Here is a 24,843-nt window from a genome sequence, read left to right as displayed (position 1 = left end):
AAAACAAATTATTAAGCCACCTACTCCTCGCTTCACCTAGCGGGCTCGCCAGGATGAAATGGTAATACCCCCATTTTTACTGGGTCGTAGAAGTAGGGACTGATGCGGCCATGGCCAGCCACTGTGTTGGTGTGCATCGGCCCAATTCCATATTATGGCATTCGTGATTGTAAAACCACATCCAGCGCGTGGCGTGCTCCTGCACATGCGCCAGATTTTCCCACTCCGTACTGTCGGCTGTGACAGCCATTCATACCTAGCCGTGCAGTTGAACTGCTCGATACAGGCGTTTTACTGCAGTTGGCCAAGCTTAATAAAGTCGAGCCTGATGCCGTGCTTTTTCGCCCAGACCGACAACATCGAACCCGTATATTCCGGACCGTTGTCGCAGCTAATCGGCAGTGCCCCCCTGACCTGTCCCCGCTTCTCGATGATCGTGTTCAACACTCGTGTCACTCGTGCCGCCGGCAGTGATAAGTCCACTTCGATGCCCGACGCCTCATGGTTGAAATCATCAATAACGTTGAAGGTCCGCATGCTGCGCCCGTCGGCCAACTGGTCAGGTATGAAATCCATCGACCAGACCTCATTGAGGGTGCTACGAACCGCCAGCGGCTCCTGCATCTGCCGGACCAGTCTTTTACACGGTTTGATGCGCTGATTTTTTTCCAGCTCTTTGTAAATGCGGTACACGCGTGTGTGGCTCGCACAACAATCCTCAGCCAACGAGTTAATCCAACCGTTCGATATTGGACAAAATCATTAAAAACCACGCATTTGAAGAAGCACCAAAAGAATCCGAACTAATCAAAGTGGTAAACCGCATAGTCGATCAGCCCCTATCTCTGGAATGTCTAATCACGGTTAGTTCGACAAACTAAGAAGCCATGCAGGTCAGTGCATCCCGGCCTTGGCACGGTTGATTCGCCGGGGTTTTGTAGAAGTTCCCTACGGAATGACCAATCCTGCATGCCGACGCTGAAAATAACTCCGCCGCAGGACACTCATCTGCATAGCCGACAGACTGGGCAGCATCTACAAAAGGATGTTGCCCCATGGCCCACACAGCAGAAGACCACGCCGCCGTCGAGCGTGCAATGCGATTCTTGCTGGCCGTCTCTCCTCGCTCCACCAGGTCTTCATGCATGCGAGGCGCCCCTAACGCACCCTGGCTATCTGCGTGCATCTGACAAATGAGGGTGAGCAAGCGCTGGTTTTCCTTCTGGTGCGCGCTGACCGGGCGCAATAACCAATCATGAAAACCACTTGGAGAGACCCGCAGCAGACGACACATCATTCGGATGGAAAACTCATGGCGACAACGCTCGATGGCCTGATATCTCAGGACGACTCCCTGGCAAAGAACGTTGCCGCTGCGTGTAAAAAATCCCTCTCCTTCTGAACGCGGGCCAACTCCCGAGCGACCTGGACACAACTGCCATCCGACCGGCGCACCTGTTCAACCGATCCCGCTTTGAATTCAGCACTGTATTTCTTGCGTTTCATCACTCACGCTACTTTGCGTCCAGGATGACGCGTTTCTGAAGTGTCCGTCTTAACGGGTAGAAATCCTCTCCCAGCAGGCGCCAATCACGAACACCGCTGTCGTGCACGACAGGCAAGACGCCAGCTGGAAAAGTCGGCCGAACCTGTTTTCATTCCGCCCCGCCATCAGCAATAACCCGCCCTCACAGGGGAAAAACGGGAAAACGCTTGCATCTCCTACCAATTACAGACAACAATGAGAATTACTATTAACCTCATGTATTGTCTGGCTTCCATGAACGGCACCTTGGCGGAGCACCTGTACGATAGTCACTATGGATGGCTGGAACGCTGGCTACGGCGCTGGGTGTCCACACCTGCCGATGCTGCCGACTTCGCGCAAGATGCCTTTGTTCAACTGCTGATACGTAAGGGCGGCGCCGATATCGGCGACAATCCCCGCGCATTGCTGGTGCGCATCGCCAAGGCTCGGCTGATCGACCATTGGCGCCACCAGGAGGTCGAGCGCATTTATCTGGAAGCGCTGGCCGCACAACCCGAAGCCGAAGCCCCGTCCCCGGAATCCATCATGCTGGTACGCGAAGCATTGATGCGTATTGATGCCATGCTGGGCGCCATGCCAGAACGCACCCGCACCATTTTTCTGATGGTGCGCGTCGATGGCATGCGGCACGCAGAGATTGCCGACCGCCTGGGCATGGCCGAGACCTCCGTGAAGCGCCATGTTCAGCGCGCCTATCTGGCTTGCCTGTCCCTGGCAGCCTCCTGATGCAGAGCGTATGGCTTCGGATTCCGATATTGACCCCCGCATTCTGAACGAGGCCGCCGCCTGGCTGGCCCGCTTCGACGAAGGCGCGCTAAGCGCCGACGAAAGCGCGTCCCTGCGCACCTGGCAACAACGCAGCCCGCAACATGCGGAAGCCTGGTCGCGGGTGCAGGCGCTGATGGCGATTTTCAACCAGATTCCTGCCCAGGTGCAGCCTCAGATTCTGCCGGCCATGGCCTTGTCGCGCACCCAGGGCCGGCGCCGCATGATGCGCGGCCTGGGCATGCTGGCCCTGGCCGCACCCCTGGGCTGGCTGTCCTACCGCTACCAGGCCGATGGCCTGGCAGGCGGGCCGTTGCAACCGGTTTCCGATCTGCACACGCGGCTGGGCGAAGTCAGCGAACAACGCCTGGACGACGGTTCGCTGCTTGTCATGAATACCGGAACCGCCGTGGATGTGCGCTTCACAACCCAGGAACGGCGTATCCGGCTACTTTCAGGGGAGATTTTCCTGGAATCCGCCAGGCAGCCCGACCCCATGCAACGCCCCCTGCTGGTGGAAACCCGGGAAGGCACGGCACGGGCGCTGGGAACCGGCTATACCGTGCGCCAACATGACGGCCAGACCGAAGTGGCCGTTCATGAAGGCAAGGTTGCCCTGCGACGCCACGGAGAAACCCGTGATTTCACGGTACTGATGCCCGGCCAGGGCTTGCGCTTCGGCCAACACGGCGCGCCAGGCGCCGTGCGTCCAGCCTCGTCCGATGATTTGATGTGGCGCCATGGCCTGCTGGTCGCCAATGGCATGCGCCTGGATACCTTGCTGACGGAACTTGGGCGCTATCGCCCAGGGCTACTGCAAGTGCAGCCGGACATTGCCGGCCTGCGCGCCTCCGGTTCATTCTCTTTGCGCGATACGGACGCCAGCCTGGCCCTGCTGGCCGATACCCTGCAGTTGCAGATCACGCGGCGCACCCGGTACTGGATCATCCTCGGACGCGGCTGATACAAATTTTTTTTGCGCGGTTTTTCGATCTCGCCCGATAGAACAAGTAAGAGCCTCCCTCATCTCCAGTTCAGGAATGAGGCGTCATCTTTCTCCAGTTCTTGCGACGAAAAACCACCATGCTGCGTTCCGTACCCCGCCCTGCCTTTCCATTGCACGCTTGTGCTGCACCCGCGCGCCATGGCAAGTTCACGGCCATTCACCTGGCTTGCCTGAGCAGCCTGCTGTGCATCGGCCAGCTGCCGGACGCCGCGCAGGCGCAAAGCGCCGCGCAACTGGCTCAGACCCCCAGCGAAAAACGCGATATCCAGCTCGCGCCGGGACCGCTGGGCACGGTACTGGCCCGCTATGCGGCGCAGTCCGGCGTACTGCTTTCATTCGACGCGGCACAGCTGGATAGCCTGCAAAGCCCGGGGCTGCAAGGCAGCTATAGCCTCAGGGAAGGGTTTGACCAGCTGCTGCGCGGCAGCGGCTATGTGCTCGAACGGCGTCCCAATGGCTACGCCTTGAAAAAAGCCGCCGGCGTGGTCGAACTGGATACTGTCCAGGTCACCGCCCTGCGTGCAGAGGATCCGGGGGATAGCCCCTACCGTACCGCCGGCTCTCAGGCAGTGCTGAGCCGCGAGGATATCGAACGGTCGCGCGGCTTGTCGGTGGGTGACATCTTTCGCGGTATTCCAGGCGTGCTGGTCGGAGAAAACCGCAACAGCGGCGGCCTGGATGTCAATGTGCGCGGCATGCAGGGCCAGGGCCGGGTGCCCGTGCTGATCGACGGCACACGGCAGGAAACCACGGTCTATCGCGGTTATGCCGGCGTGGCTTCGCGCAGTTATGTCGATCCCGACCTGATCGGCAGTGTCCAGATCGACAAAGGCCCGACGATGTCTGCCCAGGGAACGGGCGCGACTGGCGGGCTGGTCAGCATGCGTACCATCAGTGCGGACGACATTGTCCCTGAGGGCGATAGCTTCGGCATGCGTGTGCGCGGCAGCACGACTGGCAACAACAGCGGCTCTGCCCCGGATCCCGGTACCTACGCGGGCTACTACCTGGAAAAAAATGTCTATCGCTCTGACTGCCGGATCAGCAGCTACTGCTCCGAGGACTACACCATGCCGGATAGCTTCGCGCCCGAGGACGGCATGGACCGGCCCGGCACCTACCGGCCAAAGAGCTTTGCCGGCAGCATTGCCGTCGCCAAGCGCCTGGAACATATGGATCTGGTGGCCGCCTACGCGCAGCGCAAACAGGGCAACTACTACGCCGGCCGCCATGGCCCGTCACCGTACATCAAGCAAGGCGAAAAACAGTATGCAGGCTGGTACTGGGAAACACCGGTTTCCATTGAAGGCGTCTCGCGCTTTCGCGCCGGGGAGCGAATTCCCAACACGCAGTATGAGAGCAAATCCTTTCTGCTCAAAAGCAACATCTATCTGAACGACGCCAGCGAACTGGATCTGAGCTACCTGCGCTATTCCAGCGATTTCGGCGAAATGATGCCCTCTCAGATCCAGGGCTTTGGCCAGGCCCGTCAATGGATACCCAGCCAGGTCAAGCAGGATACCTATGCCTTGCGCCACCGTTGGCGTCCGCAGGACAACCGCTGGATCTCCCTGCACACCAACCTCTGGCATACCGATAACCGCAGCGATATCAATACGCCTGAAATCTACAGCATAGATATCGAGAAAAACACACATCGGGAAGAAACCTACCGGCGCTGGGGCGGCGACATCAGCAACACCATGCATTTCGATGCCCTGGGCGGGATCAAGCTGGAATATGGTGTGGCCGGACAACAGGAAAAAATGAGTACCGATGTCGCAGAAGGCAGCTACAGCGGCTTCTATGGCGGCGCACGTTCGGGCAAGCGCTGGGAAGCCAGCACTTTCGGCAACCTGGCCTGGACGATACTGCCCAGCGTGACCCTCAACGCCGGCATACGCCAGACCTGGTTCGGTTCCAAGGATAGCAATGCCCTGCCGGTCGCCGAGCACAGCCAGTACTGCAACGACAGCAACGGCGATGGCGAATGCGATGCCATTTTCTATAAAAACCGGAAAAGCGGCTCGGCCCCCATGTTCAGCCTGGTCTGGGAACCGCTGGACGGCCTGCAGTTCTATGGCCGCTATGCCGAAGCGCTACGCATGCCCAGCCTGTTCGAAACCACGTCGGGATGGTCCGTCGGGCCGGCACTGGATATCGACCTCAAACCCGAACACACAAAAAACAAAGAGGTCGGCATCAATTACATGCACGATGGCCTGCTGCGCAGCAACGACCAGTTGCGCCTGAAGTTCGCCTACTTCCGCAACCATACCAAGGACTACCTGACGCGCACCATACCGAACATGTGGGAGGAAGGCGCCTCGTATGGTTTTTTCCGTATGCGCAACATTCAGGGCGTCCGCTTCGAAGGCCTGGAACTCTCCGGCAGCTATGACCTGGGCATGCTTTACACCCACTTCGGCGCCACACGCTACACACGCATAGAGGTCTGCAACGTCGGCAGCCGGGTACGGGATTACTGCACCAATTACGGCATTGCCCAAAGCTATATCAGCAACATGATCCCGCCCAACTGGCATGCCAGCGTCACGCTGGGAACGCGCCTGCTGGATCGCCGCCTGGATCTCGGCCTGCGCGCCATTTTCATGGGCGAGCGCAATCAGGTGCCCCGCTACAACGCCCAGGTCGGTTTCAACGCCCCCGTGCTCTGGCACTCCTACCGGCTCTTCGACCTTTACGCCAGCTACAAGGTCAGCGACCAGTTCAGCGTGGATTTCACGATCGACAACCTGACAGACCGTTTTTACCTCGATGCACTCAGCCTGGGCATGGTGCCGGCCCCCGGACGCACGGCGCGCCTGGGTATGACCATGACTTTCTGAGCCCGCTCGCTCCCTCAGACCCGCGCGCCCCGGCAAGCGCGCTTTCATTCCCCGTCCGGCCTGCCTGGCAGGACTTTTCAGCATAGGAAGTTCACCACCATGAAATGCTCACTACGCAATCTTGCGGCAGGACTGGGCGCCGCCCTGTTTCTCGCCGCGTGCGGCGGCGGTAGCGACGATTCCTCCCCGCCGGCCGAAACCAGCCTGCCGGTTGCCGATGCAGGCAACAATCAGACCGTGAACATGGGCGATACCGTCACCCTGCAAGGTTCCGGCACCTCCCCCAACAACGGCGTCATTACCTACACGTGGACGCTGGCAGGCAAACCCACCCGCAGCACGGCAACGCTGAACGGCGACACGACGCCTGCCCCCAGCTTCACCGCCGACCTGCCGGGCAGCTATACGGCCGACCTGATCGTCCATGATGACGTGGCTTCGAGCAAACCTGCCCGTGTCGTCATCAACGCCCACAATACCGAACCGGTAGCGATCACCCAGACGCAGTACAGCGTCAGGTTGGGCACCGCCACCCTGGGCCTGGACGGGACGCCCAGCCTGGCACCGACCGGCGCATCCGGCCCGCTGGCATACCTGTGGACACTGCTGGAAAAACCTGAGGGCAGTGCCGGCAGCGTTGCCGATTACACCTCGGGCAATGCCACGCTGCACCTGGATCTTGCAGGCACCTATATCCTGCAGCTGGTGGTCAGCCACAACGGCAAAGACAGCCAGCCGGCCCGTGTGGAGGTCAACGTATCGTCCGGCAACGCTCCTCCGGTCGCCGTGGCCAAGGACCTCACCATCAAGCTCGGCGAAGTGGCCAGGCCGGATGGCAGCGCGAGCTACGACCCCGATCATCAACCGCTGCAATACCGTTGGCGTTTCGCACAATATGGCGCAACCCCCAGCTACGTGCCGGTGCCGGAGCTGAGCAATGCAAACTCTGCTCACCCCAGCTTCACCCCTGTCGCCGTCGGTGATTATCTGCTCGAATTCTTTGTCTATGACGGGAATTGGCAGAGCACGATACAGAAAGTCAAAGTGACGGTGACCAAGCCGGACAGCTTCCCCGGCAAGAATCTGCCTATCGTCGGCGCACTGAGCGGCAAGGGCTATTACCCCTCCAGCAGCGTCGGCGAACAGGAAGTGGGTGGCCGCGCGAACTTCATGTTTGAAGGCTATGACCCGGAAGGGGAACCGATACAACTGATCAAGGCCGAATTGATCGCTATCCCCCAAGGCAGCACTGCCACGCTGGTCGAGGCACTTCCTGGCTCAGGCATGCCTACCTATCAAAAGATTCAGAAGCTGGATCTGGCTGGCGACTATACCGTCCGCATGACAGTTTCCGATGGCGTCAACGAATTCGTCTCGACCGCCACCGTCACGGCCAAAATCGGCGGTATCAACAATACCCCCTTGGCCGGCACGATCAAACCCATTACCGCATCCGTGCTGGTCAACGAACCCATGCTGTTCCTGGCATCCAGCGCCAGTGACCCCGACGACGACCCCTTTAGCTTCCACTGGTCGCTGTTTGACAAACCGGATGGCAGCCAGGCTGCGCTGGTTGCGGAAATCGAACCGGAATCCCGCGAGTACCGCCGTGCCCGACTGATTCCGGATGTACCGGGCGTTTATACCGTGCGCCTGGAAGTCGAGGATGACCGCGGCATGCGTTCCAGCACATATGCCCAGACCCAGGCCATTGCCAAGCTCGTGAACAATCCGCCGGAAATCCGCCGGATCGCCTACCGTACCCAGCATACGCAGTTGCGGGATGCCGCGCCCTACCAATTGCTGCCGTGCATGGTGATCCCCTTCACGCCCGTGGTGATTGACCCCGACGGCGACACCATCTATACCCATCGCACCCTGATCAGCAAGCCGGATGGCGGCAACCACGGCAACAACCGCAGCAGCGGCCTGTGCAAAACCTCATCCGAGACTTTCAGCCTGCCGGGCGAGTATGTATTCCGCTATCAGATCAGCGACGGGATTGCCGACCTGCCGGATTATGACTTCACGATCAACATCGCGCCCCTGAGCGCGGCCCAAGGCATCGTCCTGGCGGACGTCTTTTCCGCAGGCACCGCGAGCGAACAAGTCGCGCTGCAACCCTGGCCCTACCAGCGTCAGGTAGCGGCCAACTATGGCGGCGGCAGCAGTACTCCCGGCACCATACCGCTGACCGAAAAAACCTTCCGCCTGACTGCCATGGATGGCGACTACACCATCGTCGATGTCAAAGGCGAACATATCAATGGCAATCTGGCACGCCTGACCCCGTACTTCACGGGCTTGGCCGAAGGCCAGCGCATCGCCAAGGGCAGCACTGCGGAGATCAAGCTGATGAGCCCGGTCTTCAATTGCCTGCGCAACGATGCAACGCTGTACGAAGGCTTCCGCTGGACGTTCCGCATCAAGGAAATTCCGGAGCAGACCTTCGTCTATGAACATTGGCGCGGTGCGGTGCTCAACAATGGTGCCACACCGTGGCCACAATGCGACGCAGCCTCTTGAACCCGCCAGCTCTCTGGCGCGCCACCGACAGGCAGGCGCAGCAGCCTATCCCTGGATAGGCTGCCGGAACCGCGCGGGATCTCCCTGCGCGGTTCCTGTTCCAGCCTCGCCCGGCCCCACTACACGCCCATCTGCAAACTGCAGCTGGCGCATAAGGCCTGGATGATCAGGCTGCCCCCTGCCAGCGGCAAGCCCTGGGTTTCCGCCAGCCGCAGCAGCTGTCCGCGCAGTGTCGGCTCATCCAATATCAGGGTTGCGCCACATTCCAGGCACATCAACCTGTCCTTGCTGCGGTCGATATGCTGCGCGACCAGGCGATGCAGGGTTTTGGCGCCATTACGGCTGGGACGATACTCACGCCGCACAATGCCCCGTTCTTCGAACTCGCGCAGAATACGATAGACACTCGCCAGGCCCGTACGGATATTGCGCAGCACCAGATGGCGCAACACATCCTCTGCGGCCAGCGGCTCCCCATCAGCCGTCTCCATGGTCTGCAAAATGGCAATGCGCGCCATGGTCGGACGCAGTTTCAGGCTGCGCAATGTCACCAGTACCGGCGCATCCTGCCGATCCCGGCCATCTTCCCGCTGGCCAGCCGCAGCCGGTACGACGCCCGCCCGTGACGGCTCTTCCCTGTACATATCACCCGCCCGCCTAGAACGCCGCAACAATCAGACTTCTGGCCACGGCCCTGGCTTCGTCTGGCGTCGCGACGACCTCCTGGCGAATACCAAATGCCTTTTGCGCCGTGGCAGCAAAAGCGCGTACGTTTTCGCGCTGCTGCTCATCCGGCTCCACGCTGATCAACGCGCGGCAGACGCGCCCCAGCGCTTCCTTGTTGTGCTTCAACCAGAGCGCCCTGATCTTGCGGTCCTCATGATCCTCTTCGTATTGAATCTGTTCATGCACGACCACAAAAGGCAGCCCACATGCCACCAAGGCATCCATTTCGGCCTGCCATTGCAAGGCGTAGCCTGGCGTGGCCGCCTCGCTGCGAAAAACGACATAGGGAAATGCCTGAACATCGTGAATGGTAAAAGGGTTGGAATCGAACGCCATGGCCGGATTTTCCTGATGACAGACTGCCACGCATCACATGCAGCGACGGTGGCGGAAACCCGTGCGCTATCGCAATCCGCGATCAGGCGCCTGGCTGGGCCTGATCCGTTTTGCACACGCACCGGACGACGGCAGCCCCATGCGCCCTTTCCTGGCGCCTTGCCAGGCAGGCAAGGTCAATAAGAAAGATACGCAATCCAATGAGCTGACAGGCCAAACTCTATGCCTGCCCAACCATGCAGAAAAGTGACATATTTCAAACCCTGGATTGCAGCAAACGCAATCATCAGGCAGGTGTCGGACGGGTTTGCCAAGCCAACATGCCGTCGTCGCCGGTACATAGTGCACGTATCGTGCGACGCAACCATTGATGCCCCGGGTCGTTCTGGAAACGCGGATGCCAAGCCTGGGTGATCGGCACGGTCGCCAGGGAAATGGGCAGATCGAACAGCCGGATTTTCAGCCCGGCGGCCAGGGCGCCGTGCGCCAGATGCCCTGGCAAGGGCAACAGCAGGTCTGAGTCCCGCAGCGCGAATACTGCCGAATACGGGGTCGGCACAACCAGCGCAACGTGTCTGCGCAAGCCCAGGGTGGCCAGGGCGCTGTCGATCGGCCCGCTTGATTTACCGCGCCGCGACACGCTGATATGCCCCCAACGCGTCAGGCGCTCCGGCGTGATTTCATCCTCGAAAATCGGATGTCCGGCACGTGCCACGCCGATGACGGAAGTAGTAAACAACGCCTGCTCGCAAATTTCCGGCCCCAGTTTACGGGCCGCGCTGATGAAGAGATCTATACGTCCGCTGCGCAGCGCTTCATCATCAACATCATCCTCTTCCGGTGCGAAACGCAGCATGGCCCGGGGCATTTCACGTGCCATGGCCTCCAGCAGGCGGCCGGCATGTGCGCCGACGAAAATATCGTTGGCGCGCACGCTGAAGCGGCGCTCAAGGGTCTTCAGATCCACGCCTGTGGCAGGCTGGAACACCAGCCCGGCCTGTTCCACGGCCAGCCTGACCTGCTCACGCAAGGCCAGGGCTCGCGGCGTGGGGACCAGGCGGCGGCCAGCCTGTACAAAGATCGGGTCGCCCAGGGCTTCGCGTATCCGCCCCAATGTTCGGCTCATGGCGGGAGCACTGAGATTCATGCGCCGCGCCGCACCAATGACACTGCCCTCTTCCAGCAGAATATCCAGGGCGTACAGCAGATTCAGGTCAGGGTGCTCCATTGCCTCTCTCTCGGTCATGGTTCGGTGGCTGTATCGCGCTTCCGGATGTGATTGCGTGTGCCGCAATCGTACCGTCACAGGATAGGCGCGGAAAGACCGGGTTCACCATTGCATCCGGCGCATGCCTGGGATGCAGCTTCCGGCATTTACCCCATCTACCGCAAACATCAGAATAATTTTCATCTGCGTTATTGGCATCGGTTTCTTGCAAGTCGCAAAGCACCGGATCCCGCCTCTGGCCGACAACGACAAGGCCTTGACCCGACGCGAACAACTGGCGCGCCAAGACCTTGCTGCGCCCCGCCCTGCTTCCTGACTGCTTCACCCTCTGCTCATGACTGCTCCCTTCATTCCCTTGACCTCGCTTGCCTGCCCGCCCCCCGCCCTGCTGACACTGGCCCTGGCCGCCTGCCTGTCCGTCACCCACGGCGTCAACGCGCAGACAGCGGATACGCCTGCCGCCCTCCTGCCCGCAGCAGAGCATGCCGCCACGCTGGATGCCATTGTCGTGACCGGCGCAGCAACAGACCCCAGAACAGAGGGCAGTGGCAGCTACACGGTGCACCAGACATCGGCAGCCACGCGCCTGCCGCTTTCCTTGCGCGACACACCGCAATCCGTCACCGTCATGACCCGACAACACCTGGACGATCAGCAACTGACTTCGGTGCAAGCCGCCCTGGAGCAGACGGTGGGCATCTCCTCCCAGACGCTCGATAGTGAACGGGTCAGCTTTCATGCACGCGGGTTTGCCATAGACAGCTTCCAATATGACGGCATTCCTACCGCATTCCTCGACGGCGCCAGTTTCCTGGATACCGCTTTTTACGACCGCATCGAAGTCGTTCGTGGCGCGACGGGCTTGCTGACAGGTGCCGGCAACCCCTCGGCATCGGTCAACCTGGTACGCAAGCGCCCCGGCCGCGCCTTCGCCGCCACGCTCTCGGCCAGCGCCGGTTCCTGGGACAACTATCGCGGCCTGGCCGACCTTTCCACGCCACTGGCAGAAGAAGGCCGTATCCGCATGCGCGTCGTTGGCGCTTACCAGGATCGCCACTCGTACATCGACCTCTACCAACAGAAAAAGCAAGCGTTCTACGGCATCATCGAAGCGGATATCACCGATGCCACACTGTTCAGCGCAGGCTACGACTATCAGAACATCACACCCACAGGCACCACCTGGGGCGGCGTCCCCCGCTGGTACAGCGATGGCACGCTGGCCGAATGGCGTCGCTCCAAGACCCTGGCTGCCGACTGGAGCCATTGGGATAACCGCATCAGCACCGCCTTTGCCAAACTGGAACACCAGTTCGGCAATGACTGGAACGCGCAATTGTCCTTCAACCAGCAACGCAGCCAGGCGCATGCCCAGCTGTTCTCCGGCCTGGGCTTTCCCGACCGCGCCACCGGCACGGGACTGCTGCCGGTGGCACTGGCCAGTACGGCACAGACCCGCCAGAACAGCGTGGATGCCATGGTGACAGGCCCTTTCGAACTGCTGGGACAACGCCATGAGTTGACGCTGGGCATGATGAGTTCAAGCCGCCACGCCGACGACAACAGCACCGGTTTCGTATTTCCAGCCACCCCGATCAGCAATTTCCAGGACTGGAACGGCCAGTATCCAAAACCCGACTTCAGCGCCCAGCCACATACCCTGACCCAAACCCTTACCCGCCAACGCGGTCTCTACGGCGTGGCGCGCTTTTCGCTAGGCACACGCGTGAAACTGATCACTGGCGGCCGCCTGAACCGTTACGCCATCGACCAGAACGCCAGCGGCAAGACGTTCCACAACAAGGAAACCGGGAGATTCACACCCTATGCCGGCCTGGTCTTGGACCTCGATGCCCGGCATTCCGCCTATGCCAGCTATACCACCATCTTCAACCCGCAAACCAATCGCGACCGTGACAACCAGGTTCTCTCCCCAACCCGGGGGAAAAATGCGGAAATCGGCCTGAAAAGCGAATTTCTGGACGGCCGGCTGAATACGGCCATTGCGCTGTTCGACATCCGCATGGATAACGTGGCGCAGATGGATGCGGGCCAGATGTTGCCCGACGGTACCCAGGCCTACTATGCGGCCAGCGGCACCCAATCGCGGGGCTTCGATCTGGAAATACAGGGCGAACCAATACGCGGCTGGAATCTGTATGCCGGCGTGTCGCATTTCACGGCATCGGATGCCAATGGCGCCAGGCTGAGCACCCAGCTGCCACGTACCACCGCCAGGCTGTTCTCCACCTGGCGCTTGCCGGCAGGCTGGCAAGCGCTGACGCTGGGAGCTGGCCTGAACTGGCAAAGCCGCTTCTACCAGACAGCCACCAGCCCGGCCGGGCCAGTCACCACCGGACAGCCGTCCTATGCGCTGGCATCCGTCATGGCTCGCTATGCCATCACCCCGCAACTGGATGTGGCGCTCAACATCAACAATCTGTTCGACAAGAAGTATGCCGTCATGAGCGGTTTCTACAATCAGGTGCTTTACGGCGAGCCGCGCAATGCAATGCTCACCCTGAACTACCGTCCCTGATCGCACGGATATGACAATCCTTGTCAGGCGATGCCGCCAGGGCTGCCACTGACCCAGCCCTGGCAACGCCAACACGGGCAATATGGCGGGCAGCCTGCCGTTGCACCGGCAAGCACGGCCCCCGCCTGCACGCCGGTTGCACCAGAAACACCTAAAGCGCTATCAAATCAGCGACAATAAGGCCGTTTCACCGCGCTTCCCGTTCCTCATCCTCCAGAAAGCCCAACGTCCCGTGACCAGCACGCAAACGCTCGAATACCTGTTCCACGAATACTGGCCGCACATTATTTTTGTCGTCTCGCTGGTCATCAGCCTGGCGGCAGCCGTGCACATCGCCATGACCAAGCGCGATGCACGCGCTGCTATAGGCTGGGTCGGCGTCGTCATGCTTTCCCCGATTCTCGGCACCTTGCTGTACATCATCGCCGGGATCAACCGCGTACGGGAAAAGCGCGTATCACAGCAGCGCAGCGAAACGCATCTGGATGCCTACCCCGATATGCGGCCCAGCGACGTCGATCTGCTCCATACATTCGGCGCGGCCCTGGCAGGCCAAAAAACCCTGGGTGACCGTGTCAGCGAATTTCCGCTGCTGGACGGCAACCTGGTGCAGATTCTGGCGGGCGGAGACAACACCTATCCCGCCATGCTGGAAGCCATACGCAATGCCAAGACCTGCATTGCCATGCAAAGCTATATTTTCGACCATGACCGCATCGGCATGGAGATCGCCCAGGCACTGGTGGACGCACACCAGCGTGGCGTACAGGTGCGCGTGCTGGTCGATGCCGTCGGGGAAAAATACTCGCATCCGCCCATCAGCCGTATCTTTGCCCAGCATAAAGTTCCGCACGCACGATTCATGAGCACAGGCCTGGGCTTCCGCCTGGCCTACGCCAATATGCGCAGTCACCGGAAGATCCTGGTCATCGACGGTTGCCTCGGTTTTACCGGCGGCATGAATATCCGCGAAGCCTTCACGCACCAGTACGGCGGGGACAATATGGCGCTCGATACGCACTTCCGCCTGGAAGGCCCCATCGTGTCGCAGCTGATGTACGGTTTCGCCCATGACTGGGAATTCACGACCGGCGAATCCCTCTACGACACCCAGTGCGATTGGTTTCCTGTCATTCCCACGCCGGGATATGTCCCGGCCCGCTGCGTGCCGTCCGGGCCGGATCAGGCACTGGGCAGCAATCACAGCATGATCATGGGCGCACTGGCTGCCGCGCAGCATCATGTGATGATCCAGACCCCCTACTTCCTGCCCGACCCTGCCTTGATCGGAGCGCTGGCCACCACGGCGCGCCGGGGGGTCACCGTGGATATCGTCATTCCTGGCCAGAACAATCTGCGCCTCGTCGATTTCGCCATGAAGGCACAGATAGATCTGGTCATTGCCAATGGCTGCCGTGTCTGGCGCACCAATGGCGGGTTCGACCACTCCAAGCTGATGACGCTGGATGACACATACTCCTATGTGGGCTCCTCGAATATGGATCCACGCAGCCTGCGCCTGAATTTTGAAATGGATGTGGAAATCTACGATCGCAATACTGCGGACTGGATCAAGCAACGCATTCAGTCGCAGATCGACTCGGCGACGCTGGTGACGCTGGAACACCTCAATAGCCAGCCTTTCCTCAATCGCCTGCGCAACAAGATCATCTGGCTGGCCTCGCCCTACCTGTAGGCACGCGGCAGCCATTGGCTGCGCCCAGGGCCCCGGCGATGACGGCGGCCCAACCGACTGACCACCGACAACCAGCCGTCTGGCCATCATGGCAGACAGAGGCCCCATGAGCGGGCCATCTGCCTGAAACGCTCAGCGTGCAGCGATCGGCATCTGCCAACCGGCGCCGAATGCACGCCCCCGCAGCTTGATGATGGGTGGCGCCTGCCGCCGCTTGAACTCGGCACGGGCCACCAGCTGCTGCACGCGCGCCACCGTTTCCGGGCCACCAGGTTCGCTCATCAGCTGTTCCACGAAAGCCGTTGCCGCAGCCGCTTCCTCTGCACGCAGCGCAACACCCTCGATGTGCCACTTGAGGATTTCATCCAGCACAGGATAGGGCGGCAGAGAATCGCTGTCGCGCTGCCCTTCTGCCAGTTCGGCCGAAGGTTCCTTGATGATGATGACCTCGGGGATGAGCTCCGCACCATGAATGCGATTGAACTCCAGCGCCAGCTCGAACACCTCGGTTTTATACAGGTCGCCAATCAGGTTCAGGCCGCCATTGGTATCGCCATATAGCGTGCAATAGCCTACCGCGACTTCCGACTTATTGCCGGTGGTCAGCAACATTGGGCCATGGCGGTTCGAAAATGCCATCAGAATCGTGCCGCGCACACGCGATTGCAGGTTTTCCAGCGCCAGGCCGGAAAGATCGCTGGCAAACGCGGAGGCAAATCCGGCCCCGTAGCCATCCACCAGCGCAGCAATCGGAAACTCGTGCAGAGCGATACCCAGATTTCGGCACAGCACGGCAGAATCCGACACGCTGCCAGGCGTGGAGACCCGTGAGGGCATGGTTACCGCATGGACATGCTCCGCACCCAGGGCATCACGCGCCAGGGCCAGGGTCAATGCGCTATCTATGCCCCCGGAACTGCCAACCACGACACTGCGTACCCCGATCTTGCGCAGGTAGCCGCGCAGGCCCAGCAGGATCTGCTGGTAATAGAACCGGCTGTCATTGAGTGCCGGCAGCGCCACCGGCACATCCAAGCGCGCGCCGTCTTGCACAAAGCCCTGCGCCGGATCGAATGCCAGCGTTTCCTGTGCTGTCTCGAACCAGGGCAGGCGCGCAACGACACCATGCCTGGGATCCACGGCCAGAGAGGCACCATCGAACACCAGGCTATCATTGCCGCCGACCTGGTTCACGAAAACCAGCGGCAAATGCAGGCGGCGGCTCAACGCGCTAAACAAGGCATCGCGCTGCGCCTGCTTCCCCACGCTGGAGGGGCTGGCATTGATGCTCACCAGCAATTGCGCCCCAGCTTCGGCCAGATCGGCCGCCGGGTCGCTGCCGTACAGTCCGGCAGCATCATGCCAGGCGTCCTCGCAGATCAGGAACCCGACGCGCACGCCCGCCAGTTCCATCACGGCAGGGTGCCGAGGGCCTGGCTCGAAGTGCCGCTGTTCATTGAACACATCATAGTCAGGCAGCAATTGCTTGTGATAGCGCAGGATTTCTTCCCCACGCCGCAGGATCACCAGACTATTGAACCAGGCCTTGCCCGCGCCTTCATTGGGCGTGGCCATGCCAAACGCCAGCGCGGCATCGGTCTGCCGCGACACTGCCACGAGCTGCTCCAGCGCCTGCGCCTGACCGGCCCGGAACGCGGGCAGATCCAGCTTATCCGCCGGGTAGTACCCGGACAGCGACAGTTCGGAAAAAACAATGAGATCGGCTGGCCCGGCCGCTGCAACGGCCTGTGCCATAAGCTTGGCATTGCCGTCGAAATCGCCGACCGTATAGTCGAGCTGGACCAGGGAAAGACGTAGCGTCATCAGGACCACCTGTGATGGCGCCCCCGGCGTGACTCGAACACGCAACCCCTCGCTTAGAAGGCGAGTGCTCTATCCGGTTGAGCTACGGGGACGGTATGAGGGCCGTATTCTAACGCGAGCCGCGCAGCCGTGCTCGTCGTCTCGCCGCCAAGTGCGAGATGCCGGGCCACTTGCGCCTTTTTCGCACATCTTCCCGTTGTCAGCTATCGACACGATTGATCAAATCGGATTCAATTCCCGTATCTCCCCTACCCTCCCTGCTTTCATGGCTCCGCCCCTGCTACCGCATCCGCCTTCTCGCAGCCGCCGCCTCGTCCGCCTGTGCCTGCAAGCCAGCTTGACCATGCTGGGCCTGTCCGCCACGGCACAGGCCGGCCTCACATTTTCACTGGATCGCCCGCAAGCGGTGAGCGGCGAACCCATACAAGTCCAGGGCCTGTTCTTCAATGACCAGCAGAACAAGACTTCCTGGGTCGCGCCGGAACTGATCGTCCTGCAATGGCGCTCCCCCCAGGGCGACATCATCCGCACGACTGCCAGGCTGGAGGGGCGTCCCGGCACCATCAGCCTGCCCGTGGGCGGCTATACCCGCGTTTTCTGGAAAACCGAGGTGCCGGCCTCGCTGACCGGCCTGCAAGCCATTTCCGTGGAGGGCTACCCGGCATTGCTGGCGCTGGACACCGACCCCATCGAAGACAGCCTGGTGGCGGCCACGCCGGCCAACGTCCCCTTGCAGGAAGTCCCCGTGGTACATACCGGCAACCTGCTGGCGGCCTCTCCCAGCGGCATCTCTGTCGATCATGGTCCGGCCCCCCTGGAAAGCGCCGCTGTCCATACCTCGTCACAACCGGTTCCCAGTGCCTCCGAACGTTTCCTCAGCGCGTTTTCCGCGTATGAACCGATCTATTTCGCGTTCGGCAACCGTGGCGGCTTCCATTCCCGCTTCCAGCTCAGTTTCCGCTACCGCCTGTTCAATCCGCGCAGCGAACCCAATCTGCTGCTGGACAATCTGTTCCTGGGCTATACCCAGACCGCAATGTGGGATCTGTCCGGTGAATCCAAGCCTTTCATCGACACCACCTACAACCCCAGCCTGTTCTGGCGCGCAGAACGCCTGGTGCAATCCGACGATACGCGTTGGGGCCTGGGCTTTGCCGCCGGCGCGGAGCACGCGTCCAATGGCCGTGATGGCCCGGAGTCGCGCTCGCTCAATGACTTCTATATCCAGCCCATTGCCCACATGCGCTTCGGCAGCAACCTGCTGACCTTCCAGCCCAGGATCAAGCAGTACTTCAGTGTCGAAGAAGAAAACCACGATTTCCGCCGCTATGCCGGGCGGGTTGACTGGCGCCTGCGCTGGGCCCAGGATAATGGCGTCATCATGCACCTGCTTTACCGCCAGGGCGCGCATAGCCGCCGCTCCACGCAGGTGGATGCCTCCTGGCCGCTCAAGCGGATCTGGCCCAACATGAACGGCTACCTGTTCGTGCAATATTTCAACGGCTACGGCGAAACCCTGCTGGGCTACAACGAACGCCAGTCATCGCAAGTCCGCCTGGGTATTTCCATCATCCCCTAACTGCTCATGCTTCCCTGCAGGACCGCTAAGAACGGCATGAACGGCAGGCAAGCACGGCGACAGGCAACAAAAAAAGCCAGACGGTGCAACCCGTCTGGCTTCTTTCATGAACGCCCTCCGCCGCCGGCGGCCACAGCCATGACACGCCGGCATGACAAAGGGTCGCAGGCTCAGTGCGGATCAGCCCAGCAGCAGCGCATCGTCATCCACGGACTCGCCACGCACACGCTCGAACATGGACAGCAGATCACGCACATCCATGCCGCGGCGCTCCTCGCCCGAGACATCCAGCACCACCTTGCCCTGATGCAGCATGACCGTACGGTCCCCCACATCCAGCGCCTGGCGCATGCTGTGCGTCACCATCATCGTCGTCAGGCCGTAGTCGGCCACAATACGCACCGTCAACTGCAGCACGAAGTCTGCGGTGCGTGGGTCCAGCGCCGCCGTATGCTCATCGAGCAACAGGATGCGCGATGGCTGCAAGGCCGCCATCAACAGGCTGACCGCCTGCCGCTGACCGCCCGACAATAGGCCGATACGATCGGTCAGGCGGTTTTCCAGGCCCAGCCCGAGCGTTGCCAGACGTTCGCGATACAACTCGCGCCCGCTGTTGTCCACGGCTCGTGCAAACCCCCGGCCACGGCCGCGACGATGCGCCAGCGCCATGTTTTCCTCGATGGTCAGGTCTTCGCAGGTTCCCGCCAAAGGATCTTGGAACACACGCGCCACCTGGGTGGCACGCGTCCAGACCGGCATGCGTGTCACATCCTGATCACCGATATGGATGCTGCCCTCATCGACGGTCAGTTCGCCCGACACGGTATTGAGGAAAGTGGACTTGCCGGCCCCGTTGGAGCCGATCACCGTCACGAACTGGCCGGCCGGGATGTCCAGGCTCAAACCTTGCAGGGCCTTGGTTTCTATCGGCGTACCCGCATTGAAGGTCAGCCGCAGGTCTTTTACCGTCAACATATCAGCGTGCTCCCTTGCCCGAACGCCGCTTCTTCAGGCGCGGCAATACCAAGGCTATCGTGACCAGCACTGCGGTAACCAGGTTCAGATCCTGGGCCTGCAGGCCGATGAAATCGCTATTGAGCGCCAGCGCAATGAACAGGCGATATACCAGCGCCCCCAGAATGACGGCCAAAGTAGCCAAGACCAGCTTGCGCGACGGCAGCAGGCTTTCGCCCACGATCACCGCAGCCAGGCCGATCACGATCACGCCTACCCCCATCGAAATGTCTGCGCCGCCCTGAGTCTGCGCGAACAGCGCGCCTGCCAGGCCGACCAGTGCATTCGACAAGGCCATACCACCGATGATCATGGCGCCGGTACGGATGCCTTGGGCCCGTGCCATCCGGGGATTGGAACCCGTCGCCCGCATGGCCATGCCGGAATGCGTGCTGAAATAGGCATCCAGCGCACACTTTGCCACCAGCACAACCAGCACCAACAGCAACGGCCGCATCAGGTAATCGGCAATGGCATCCGATTGCAGGACGGAAAAGACCGTAGGCTCCAGAATCAACGGAACATTGGGCCGCCCCATGATGCGCAGATTGATGGAATAGAGGGCGATCATCATCAGGATACTGGCAAGCAGATCCATGATTTTCAGCCGCACATTGAGCCAGCCCGTCATCATGCCTGCCAGCGCGCCCGCGGCAGCAGCTGCCAGGGTAGCGATGAACGGATCATGCCCGGCGCTGATCAGGGTCGCAGCGACTGCGCCGCCCAGGGGAAAGCTGCCATCCACCGTCAGATCGGGGAAACGCAGCACACGGAAAGAAATAAAGACACCCAGCGCAACCAGTCCGAAAATCAGACCCAGTTCCAGGGCACCCATCAAGGAGAATAGAGACATGATGCGTCGCGAGAGAATGTGCCGGTACTACTGATCCGCAGCACCGCGCATAAGCGCGGCGCTGGCGCATTCATTTCTCCGGCGAACCGGCCGCAGCCGGTGCTAGACAGCAGTGCTTATTGCACTACCTGATCGGCCTTCTTGATGAAGGCTTCCGACAAAGGAGCGCCCTGCTTCTCAGCCGCTGCCGGATTCACATAGAGCATCAGCTCCTGCGGCACGGCCGACGCGATGGTGCCGGGGGCTTCGCCCTTGAGGATGCGCACCACGACTTCACCGGTCTGTTCGCCCAGCTTGCGGTAGTTCACGCCCAAGGCCGCAATGGCACCGCGCGCCACGCTGTCGGTGTCGGATGCTACCAGCGGAATCTTGGCGTCGTTGGCGACTTTCACCAGTGCCTCAAACGCCGAGACGACGTTGTTATCGGTATTGGTGTAGAACACATCCACCTTGCCGATCAGGCTGCGGCCAGCCGAGCCGACATCCACCGTGCGGGGCGCGGCTGCCTCGACCAGGGTCATGCCACGCTGCCCCAACAGCTCGCGCAGCTCCTGCACCACGACCACGGAATTGGCTTCACCGGGGTTATAGACAATCCCCACGCGCTTGGCGTCCGGCACAATCTCGGTAATCAGGTCGATCTGGCGCGCCAGATCCAGCTTGTCGGACACGCCGGTCACGTTGTTGCCGGAGGCGTCCATGCTGGGCACCAGTTGCGCTGCCACCGGATCGGTGATGGCGGCATACACGATGGGAACGGTTTTGGTCGAAGCGACGGCCGCCTGGGCCGCTGGCGTCGCGACGGCCACAATGGCGTCCGGCTTGTCGCCGACGAATTTGCGCGCGATCTGAGCGGCCGTAGCGGTATTGCCCTGGGCGCTCTGATACTGCCACTTGAGTGACTTGCCGTCCTCGTAGCCAGCCTTGGCCAAGGCATCCTTGACCCCATCACGCACCGCGTCCAGCGCAGGGTGTTCAACAATGGTGACCAAGGCGACGGACTTCTGCTGAGCAAAAGATGGTGCGGCCGCGGCAAGGCCTGCGGCAGCAACCATGGCCAGGACTGTACGTTTGATATGCAACATAGCGAGATTCCCCCGGAAAAGCCCTGTGAAAGTGGGGAAATAGTAACCCGCACAACCCTATATCGGTGAATTATGGAATACGCAGGTTGCGCAAATCGCCAGAGCAATATATAGAAAATTTGCAACCATCCTGCTTTAATCACAAACATCACGCAGGAAAACAGTCAACAAATCAAAATTTCCGCATTTAGGAAGCTTGAAAACCAGAAAAAATGCTTACCGCCCACGGGCGGCAAGCAGCAGGTGATCCCAGCGCTTGCCGAGCCAAGCGGGCTGACTCAAACCTGCAATATGCCTGCTTCCGCCTCGCTCAGCAGGCTGCGCGCCCATCGCCGGGCCGGCAAACCGTAGCGGGACTCCACCACTTCCGCACGGGCCAGCAAGCGTTGCGCTTCCACGGCCAATGGCGGGCCACTGAATGCAATGGCAATGCGATTGCCGGCGTCGATTTCCGGCAAAAGCAGGACACGACCGTCAAAGGCAGCATTGAGATTGGCGATATTAGGCGCGAAGCTTTCATGCGCGCCAAACAGATTCACCGTCAGTATCCCGGTATCACCCAGGACGCGGCGGCAGTTTCCATAGAACTCCACGGAATCCCGCACCGGCCCCTGGGCATCGGCGTCATACAGATCGACCATCAGTATCGGACAGCTGCCGGCATGCTGCGGCTCCGCCACCCAGTCCTGGGCATCTTCAATCTCTATCTGCAAACGGGCGTTTGCCGGCAAGCGAAAATACAGACTGCACATCATGGGCAGCATGCGGTTCCATTCCACTACCGTCAGCCGGCTGCGGGTCTTCTTCAGGCAAAAGCGCGTCAGCGAGCCCGCCCCCAGCCCCAGCTGGCCGATCGCGCCGTCGCGCGGCGGCTCCAGGAACAGCAGCCAGGCCATCATCTGGCGGGTGTATTCCAACACCAGTTCGGCGGGATTATCGACCGCCATGGCCCCTTGTATCCACTCGGTGCCGAAATGCAGATAGCGGATGCCATCCTGTTCCGACAAAGTGGGGTCGTCATGCATGCGGCGGTCGCCGCCCTTGCGTGCACGGCTGTTGCCGCGCCCGTTCACTGCTGCCACGAAGACTTCTCCTGATTCCGGCTTACGCTGCTGCGCCACGCTCCCCGCCCGGACGGGCGAGACTGTCCGTCGCAGCCGGGTCGGCAACCTCTGCCGGCGGCGCAGCCGCTTCGGCCTGCGCTTCCGCCACGATAGGCGCCACCAGCTCCGCCACTTTTTTGCGCGACAGCATACCGATGAATTCATCATCCTCGCCCGTCACGGCCACCGGAGCATTGCTGTCCAGCATGTGGCCCAGCACCTCATCCAATCCGGCCGTCGCGGGCACCGAGGTCATATCGCCAGTGTAGGCCGAAATATCACGGGCATGCGCGGCAATGGCCTCTTCGACCCGTTCACGCAGAATAATGCCTGCCAGGCGCTTGCCATCCAGCACCGGCGCATACTCATAATCCAGCATATTCATGCGCTGCAAGGCATGGGCAGGCTGCGAACGCATCGTCAGTGTCAGGCGCGGCGGATTGACCACATGGCGGGCATTGAGCACCTTGGTACGGTTCACATCCTGCAGGAAGGCCTGCACATAATCCGTTGCCGGATTGAGCAGGATATCTTCGGGCGTCCCCTCCTGTATCAGTTCGCCGTCTTTCAGAATGGCGATCCGGTTCCCCAGGCGCAAGGCCTCATCCAGATCATGCGTAATGAATACGATGGTTTTATTGAGCTTGAGCTGTAGCTGCAGCAGCTGATCCTGCATCTCGCGGCGGATCAGCGGGTCCAGCGCCGAAAATGCCTCGTCCATCAACAGGATTTCCGCATCGGTCGCCAGCGCTCGTGCCAGGCCGACACGCTGCTGCATCCCGCCGGAGAGCTGATCCGGATATTGCTCTTCAAAGCCGGCCAGGCCGACCTGCTCCAGCCAGTAGCGCGCTTTTTCCTCGCGCTGCGCACGGCCCACGCCCTGCACTGCCAGCCCATAGGCTGCATTCTCCAGCACAGTACGGTGCGGAAACAGGCCGAAACGCTGGAACACCATGCTCATGGTTTTCTGCCGGAACCGTTCCAGCTCTCGCTTGCCCAGGCTCATCACATCGACGCCGTCCACCAGAATCTGCCCTGCCGTCGGTTCGATCAGACGATTGAAATGGCGGATCAAGGTGGACTTGCCCGACCCGGACAAACCCATGATGACGTAGATGCTGCCTTCTTCGATGGACAGGCTGATATCGCGCAGGCCCAGCGTATGGCGACTGCGCTTGAGCAGTTCCTCTTTGCTCACGCCGGATTGGGCTTCGGCCAGCCACTTTTTGGGATGCGAACCGAAAATCTTGTAGATACCCTTGACTTCGATCTTGCTCATCGCGCACCTCCCTGGCGTACCCGCTGCCCATACGATTGCGTAATGCGGTCGAACAGCACGGCCAGCACCACAATACCCAGACCGGCCAACAGACCGCGTCCGACTTCCAGACGGTTGATACCCAGCAGTACCTCATAACCCAGGCCACGCGCGCCGATCATGGAAGCGATCACCACCATGGACAGGGCCATCATCGTGGTCTGGTTGATACCCGCCATGATATTGGGCAATGCCAGCGGCAGCTGCACGCCGAACAGCTGCTGGCGGGAGTTGGCCCCAAAGGCGCGCGATGCCTCCAGCACTTCCTGATCCACCAGCCGGATGCCCAAGTCAGTCAGGCGGATCAACGGCGGCACGGCATAGATCACCGTCGCGATAATGGCCGGAATTTTGCCCAGGCCGAACAGCATGACGACCGGAATCAGATAAACAAAACTGGGCATGGTCTGCATGACGTCCAGCACCGGCATCATGATGCTGCGCAGCCAGTTCACCCTGGCCATGACAATACCCAGGGGAATGCCGATGATCACGGAAGTCGCCACCGCCATGATCATCAGCGACAGGGTCTGCATGCCCGCATCCCACAGGCCGAGCAGGCCGATCACGCACAGCAGCGCCCCCATGGCAACACTGAGCACCAGGCGACGGCTGACCAGCCAGGCAATGGCAATGACCGCCAGGACGACCGCCCACCACGGCGCTCCGCGAAGAACTTGCTCAAGCCAGACCAGCACATGCAGGAAAGGCTTGGACAAGGTCTCCAGCGTATCCGCGTAGCGGGAAACAAGATGTTCGACGAAACCGTCGATAGCGCGCCGTAAATCGCGCGCTGGAATCAATTCAGGAAACATGATGTGCACCATCGGGCATGCCGGGAACGCAA

17 protein-coding genes, 1 tRNA gene and 2 pseudogenes are annotated in these 24,843 nt (G+C 60.9%); 7 read left to right on the top strand and 13 right to left on the bottom strand.

Annotation, left to right across the window (positions count from 1 at the left end):
- Positions 1-76 precede the first annotated feature (76 nt).
- Positions 77-705: pseudogene (locus tag ACNA1V_RS03870) on the bottom strand (transposase); the annotation flags it as partial.
- Positions 706-1,060: 355 nt separating this feature from the next.
- Positions 1,061-1,509 (bottom strand): annotated as a pseudogene (locus tag ACNA1V_RS03865) (IS3 family transposase); the annotation flags it as partial.
- 232 nt (positions 1,510-1,741) lie between these two features.
- Between ACNA1V_RS03865 and ACNA1V_RS03860 the strand changes: the two are divergent.
- The 4 genes from ACNA1V_RS03860 to ACNA1V_RS03845 all read left to right on the top strand — a co-directional run bounded on the left by ACNA1V_RS03860 (position 1,742) and on the right by ACNA1V_RS03845 (position 8,695).
- Positions 1,742-2,275, top strand: a complete 534-nt coding sequence (locus ACNA1V_RS03860; RefSeq protein WP_415832268.1) for a sigma-70 family RNA polymerase sigma factor — start codon at positions 1,742-1,744, stop codon at positions 2,273-2,275.
- A 10-nt stretch (positions 2,276-2,285) separates the two neighbouring features.
- Positions 2,286-3,278 (top strand): FecR domain-containing protein, encoded by a 993-nt coding sequence (locus ACNA1V_RS03855; RefSeq protein WP_415832267.1) that lies wholly within the window; start codon positions 2,286-2,288, stop codon positions 3,276-3,278.
- A 119-nt stretch (positions 3,279-3,397) separates the two neighbouring features.
- Positions 3,398-6,169 carry a TonB-dependent receptor gene (locus ACNA1V_RS03850; protein ID WP_415832266.1) on the top strand — a complete coding sequence of 924 codons (2,772 nt, stop codon included), beginning with the start codon at positions 3,398-3,400 and terminating at the stop codon, positions 6,167-6,169.
- A 99-nt stretch (positions 6,170-6,268) separates the two neighbouring features.
- Positions 6,269-8,695 carry a PKD domain-containing protein gene (locus ACNA1V_RS03845; protein ID WP_415832265.1) on the top strand — a complete coding sequence of 809 codons (2,427 nt, stop codon included), beginning with the start codon at positions 6,269-6,271 and terminating at the stop codon, positions 8,693-8,695.
- A gap of 119 nt (positions 8,696-8,814) precedes the next feature.
- Here ACNA1V_RS03845 and ACNA1V_RS03840 read toward each other — a convergent pair whose 3' ends face one another.
- The 3 genes from ACNA1V_RS03840 to ACNA1V_RS03830 all read right to left on the bottom strand — a co-directional run bounded on the left by ACNA1V_RS03840 (position 8,815) and on the right by ACNA1V_RS03830 (position 10,985).
- The gene (locus ACNA1V_RS03840) at positions 8,815-9,339 is read right to left on the bottom strand and encodes a Fur family transcriptional regulator (protein ID WP_415832264.1); all 525 of its coding nucleotides are present in this window, start codon (positions 9,337-9,339) and stop codon (positions 8,815-8,817) included.
- A 13-nt stretch (positions 9,340-9,352) separates the two neighbouring features.
- The gene (locus tag ACNA1V_RS03835; RefSeq protein WP_415832263.1) at positions 9,353-9,757 is read right to left on the bottom strand and encodes a hypothetical protein; all 405 of its coding nucleotides are present in this window, start codon (positions 9,755-9,757) and stop codon (positions 9,353-9,355) included.
- A gap of 286 nt (positions 9,758-10,043) precedes the next feature.
- Positions 10,044-10,985, bottom strand: coding sequence for a LysR family transcriptional regulator (locus ACNA1V_RS03830; RefSeq protein ID WP_415832419.1), 942 nt, complete (start codon positions 10,983-10,985; stop codon positions 10,044-10,046).
- Positions 10,986-11,319: 334 nt separating this feature from the next.
- Between ACNA1V_RS03830 and ACNA1V_RS03825 the strand changes: the two genes are divergently transcribed.
- Positions 11,320-13,524 carry a TonB-dependent siderophore receptor gene (locus ACNA1V_RS03825; protein ID WP_415832262.1) on the top strand — a complete coding sequence of 735 codons (2,205 nt, stop codon included), beginning with the start codon at positions 11,320-11,322 and terminating at the stop codon, positions 13,522-13,524.
- Positions 13,525-13,732: 208 nt separating this feature from the next.
- Positions 13,733-15,220 (top strand): cardiolipin synthase, encoded by a 1,488-nt coding sequence (gene cls, locus ACNA1V_RS03820; protein WP_415832418.1) that lies wholly within the window; start codon positions 13,733-13,735, stop codon positions 15,218-15,220.
- A gap of 132 nt (positions 15,221-15,352) precedes the next feature.
- On the opposite strand, the gene ACNA1V_RS03815 is transcribed toward cls, so the two are convergent.
- Positions 15,353-17,044: an NAD+ synthase gene (locus ACNA1V_RS03815; protein WP_415832261.1), complete on the bottom strand. Its 1,692-nt coding sequence runs from the start codon at positions 17,042-17,044 to the stop codon at positions 15,353-15,355.
- A gap of 15 nt (positions 17,045-17,059) precedes the next feature.
- Positions 17,060-17,136: transfer RNA gene (locus ACNA1V_RS03810), tRNA-Arg, on the bottom strand.
- Between the two features lie 251 nt (positions 17,137-17,387).
- On the opposite strand from ACNA1V_RS03810, the gene ACNA1V_RS03805 reads away from it, so the two are divergent.
- Positions 17,388-18,623 (top strand): phospholipase A, encoded by a 1,236-nt coding sequence (locus ACNA1V_RS03805; protein WP_415832417.1) that lies wholly within the window; start codon positions 17,388-17,390, stop codon positions 18,621-18,623.
- Between the two features lie 180 nt (positions 18,624-18,803).
- Here the strand turns inward: ACNA1V_RS03805 and ACNA1V_RS03800 are convergent, their stop codons facing one another.
- From ACNA1V_RS03800 to ACNA1V_RS03775, 6 genes are all read right to left on the bottom strand, one after another.
- Complete coding sequence (locus tag ACNA1V_RS03800; RefSeq protein ID WP_415832260.1) at positions 18,804-19,598, bottom strand: ABC transporter ATP-binding protein; 795 nt, start codon at positions 19,596-19,598, stop codon at positions 18,804-18,806.
- Between the two features lies 1 nt (position 19,599).
- Positions 19,600-20,490: an ABC transporter permease gene (locus ACNA1V_RS03795; protein ID WP_415832259.1), complete on the bottom strand. Its 891-nt coding sequence runs from the start codon at positions 20,488-20,490 to the stop codon at positions 19,600-19,602.
- 116 nt (positions 20,491-20,606) lie between these two features.
- The gene (locus ACNA1V_RS03790; protein WP_415832258.1) at positions 20,607-21,575 is read right to left on the bottom strand and encodes an ABC transporter substrate-binding protein; all 969 of its coding nucleotides are present in this window, start codon (positions 21,573-21,575) and stop codon (positions 20,607-20,609) included.
- 278 nt (positions 21,576-21,853) lie between these two features.
- Entirely contained in the window at positions 21,854-22,600 is a 747-nt protein-coding gene (locus tag ACNA1V_RS03785) for a class I SAM-dependent methyltransferase (RefSeq protein WP_415832416.1), read from the bottom strand.
- A gap of 79 nt (positions 22,601-22,679) precedes the next feature.
- Positions 22,680-23,957, bottom strand: coding sequence for a quaternary amine ABC transporter ATP-binding protein (locus tag ACNA1V_RS03780; protein ID WP_415832257.1), 1,278 nt, complete (start codon positions 23,955-23,957; stop codon positions 22,680-22,682).
- On the bottom strand, positions 23,954-24,811 hold the full coding sequence (locus ACNA1V_RS03775) for an ABC transporter permease (protein ID WP_415832256.1): 858 nt from the start codon (positions 24,809-24,811) through the stop codon (positions 23,954-23,956). The genes ACNA1V_RS03780 and ACNA1V_RS03775 overlap by 4 nt, the downstream gene beginning before the upstream one ends.
- Between the last annotated feature and the right edge of the window lie 32 nt (positions 24,812-24,843).

Source organism: Kerstersia similis, assembly GCF_965139615.1.
Lineage (GTDB): Bacteria > Pseudomonadota > Gammaproteobacteria > Burkholderiales > Burkholderiaceae_B > Kerstersia > Kerstersia similis.
This window is presented reverse-complemented; position numbering and strand designations above follow the sequence as displayed.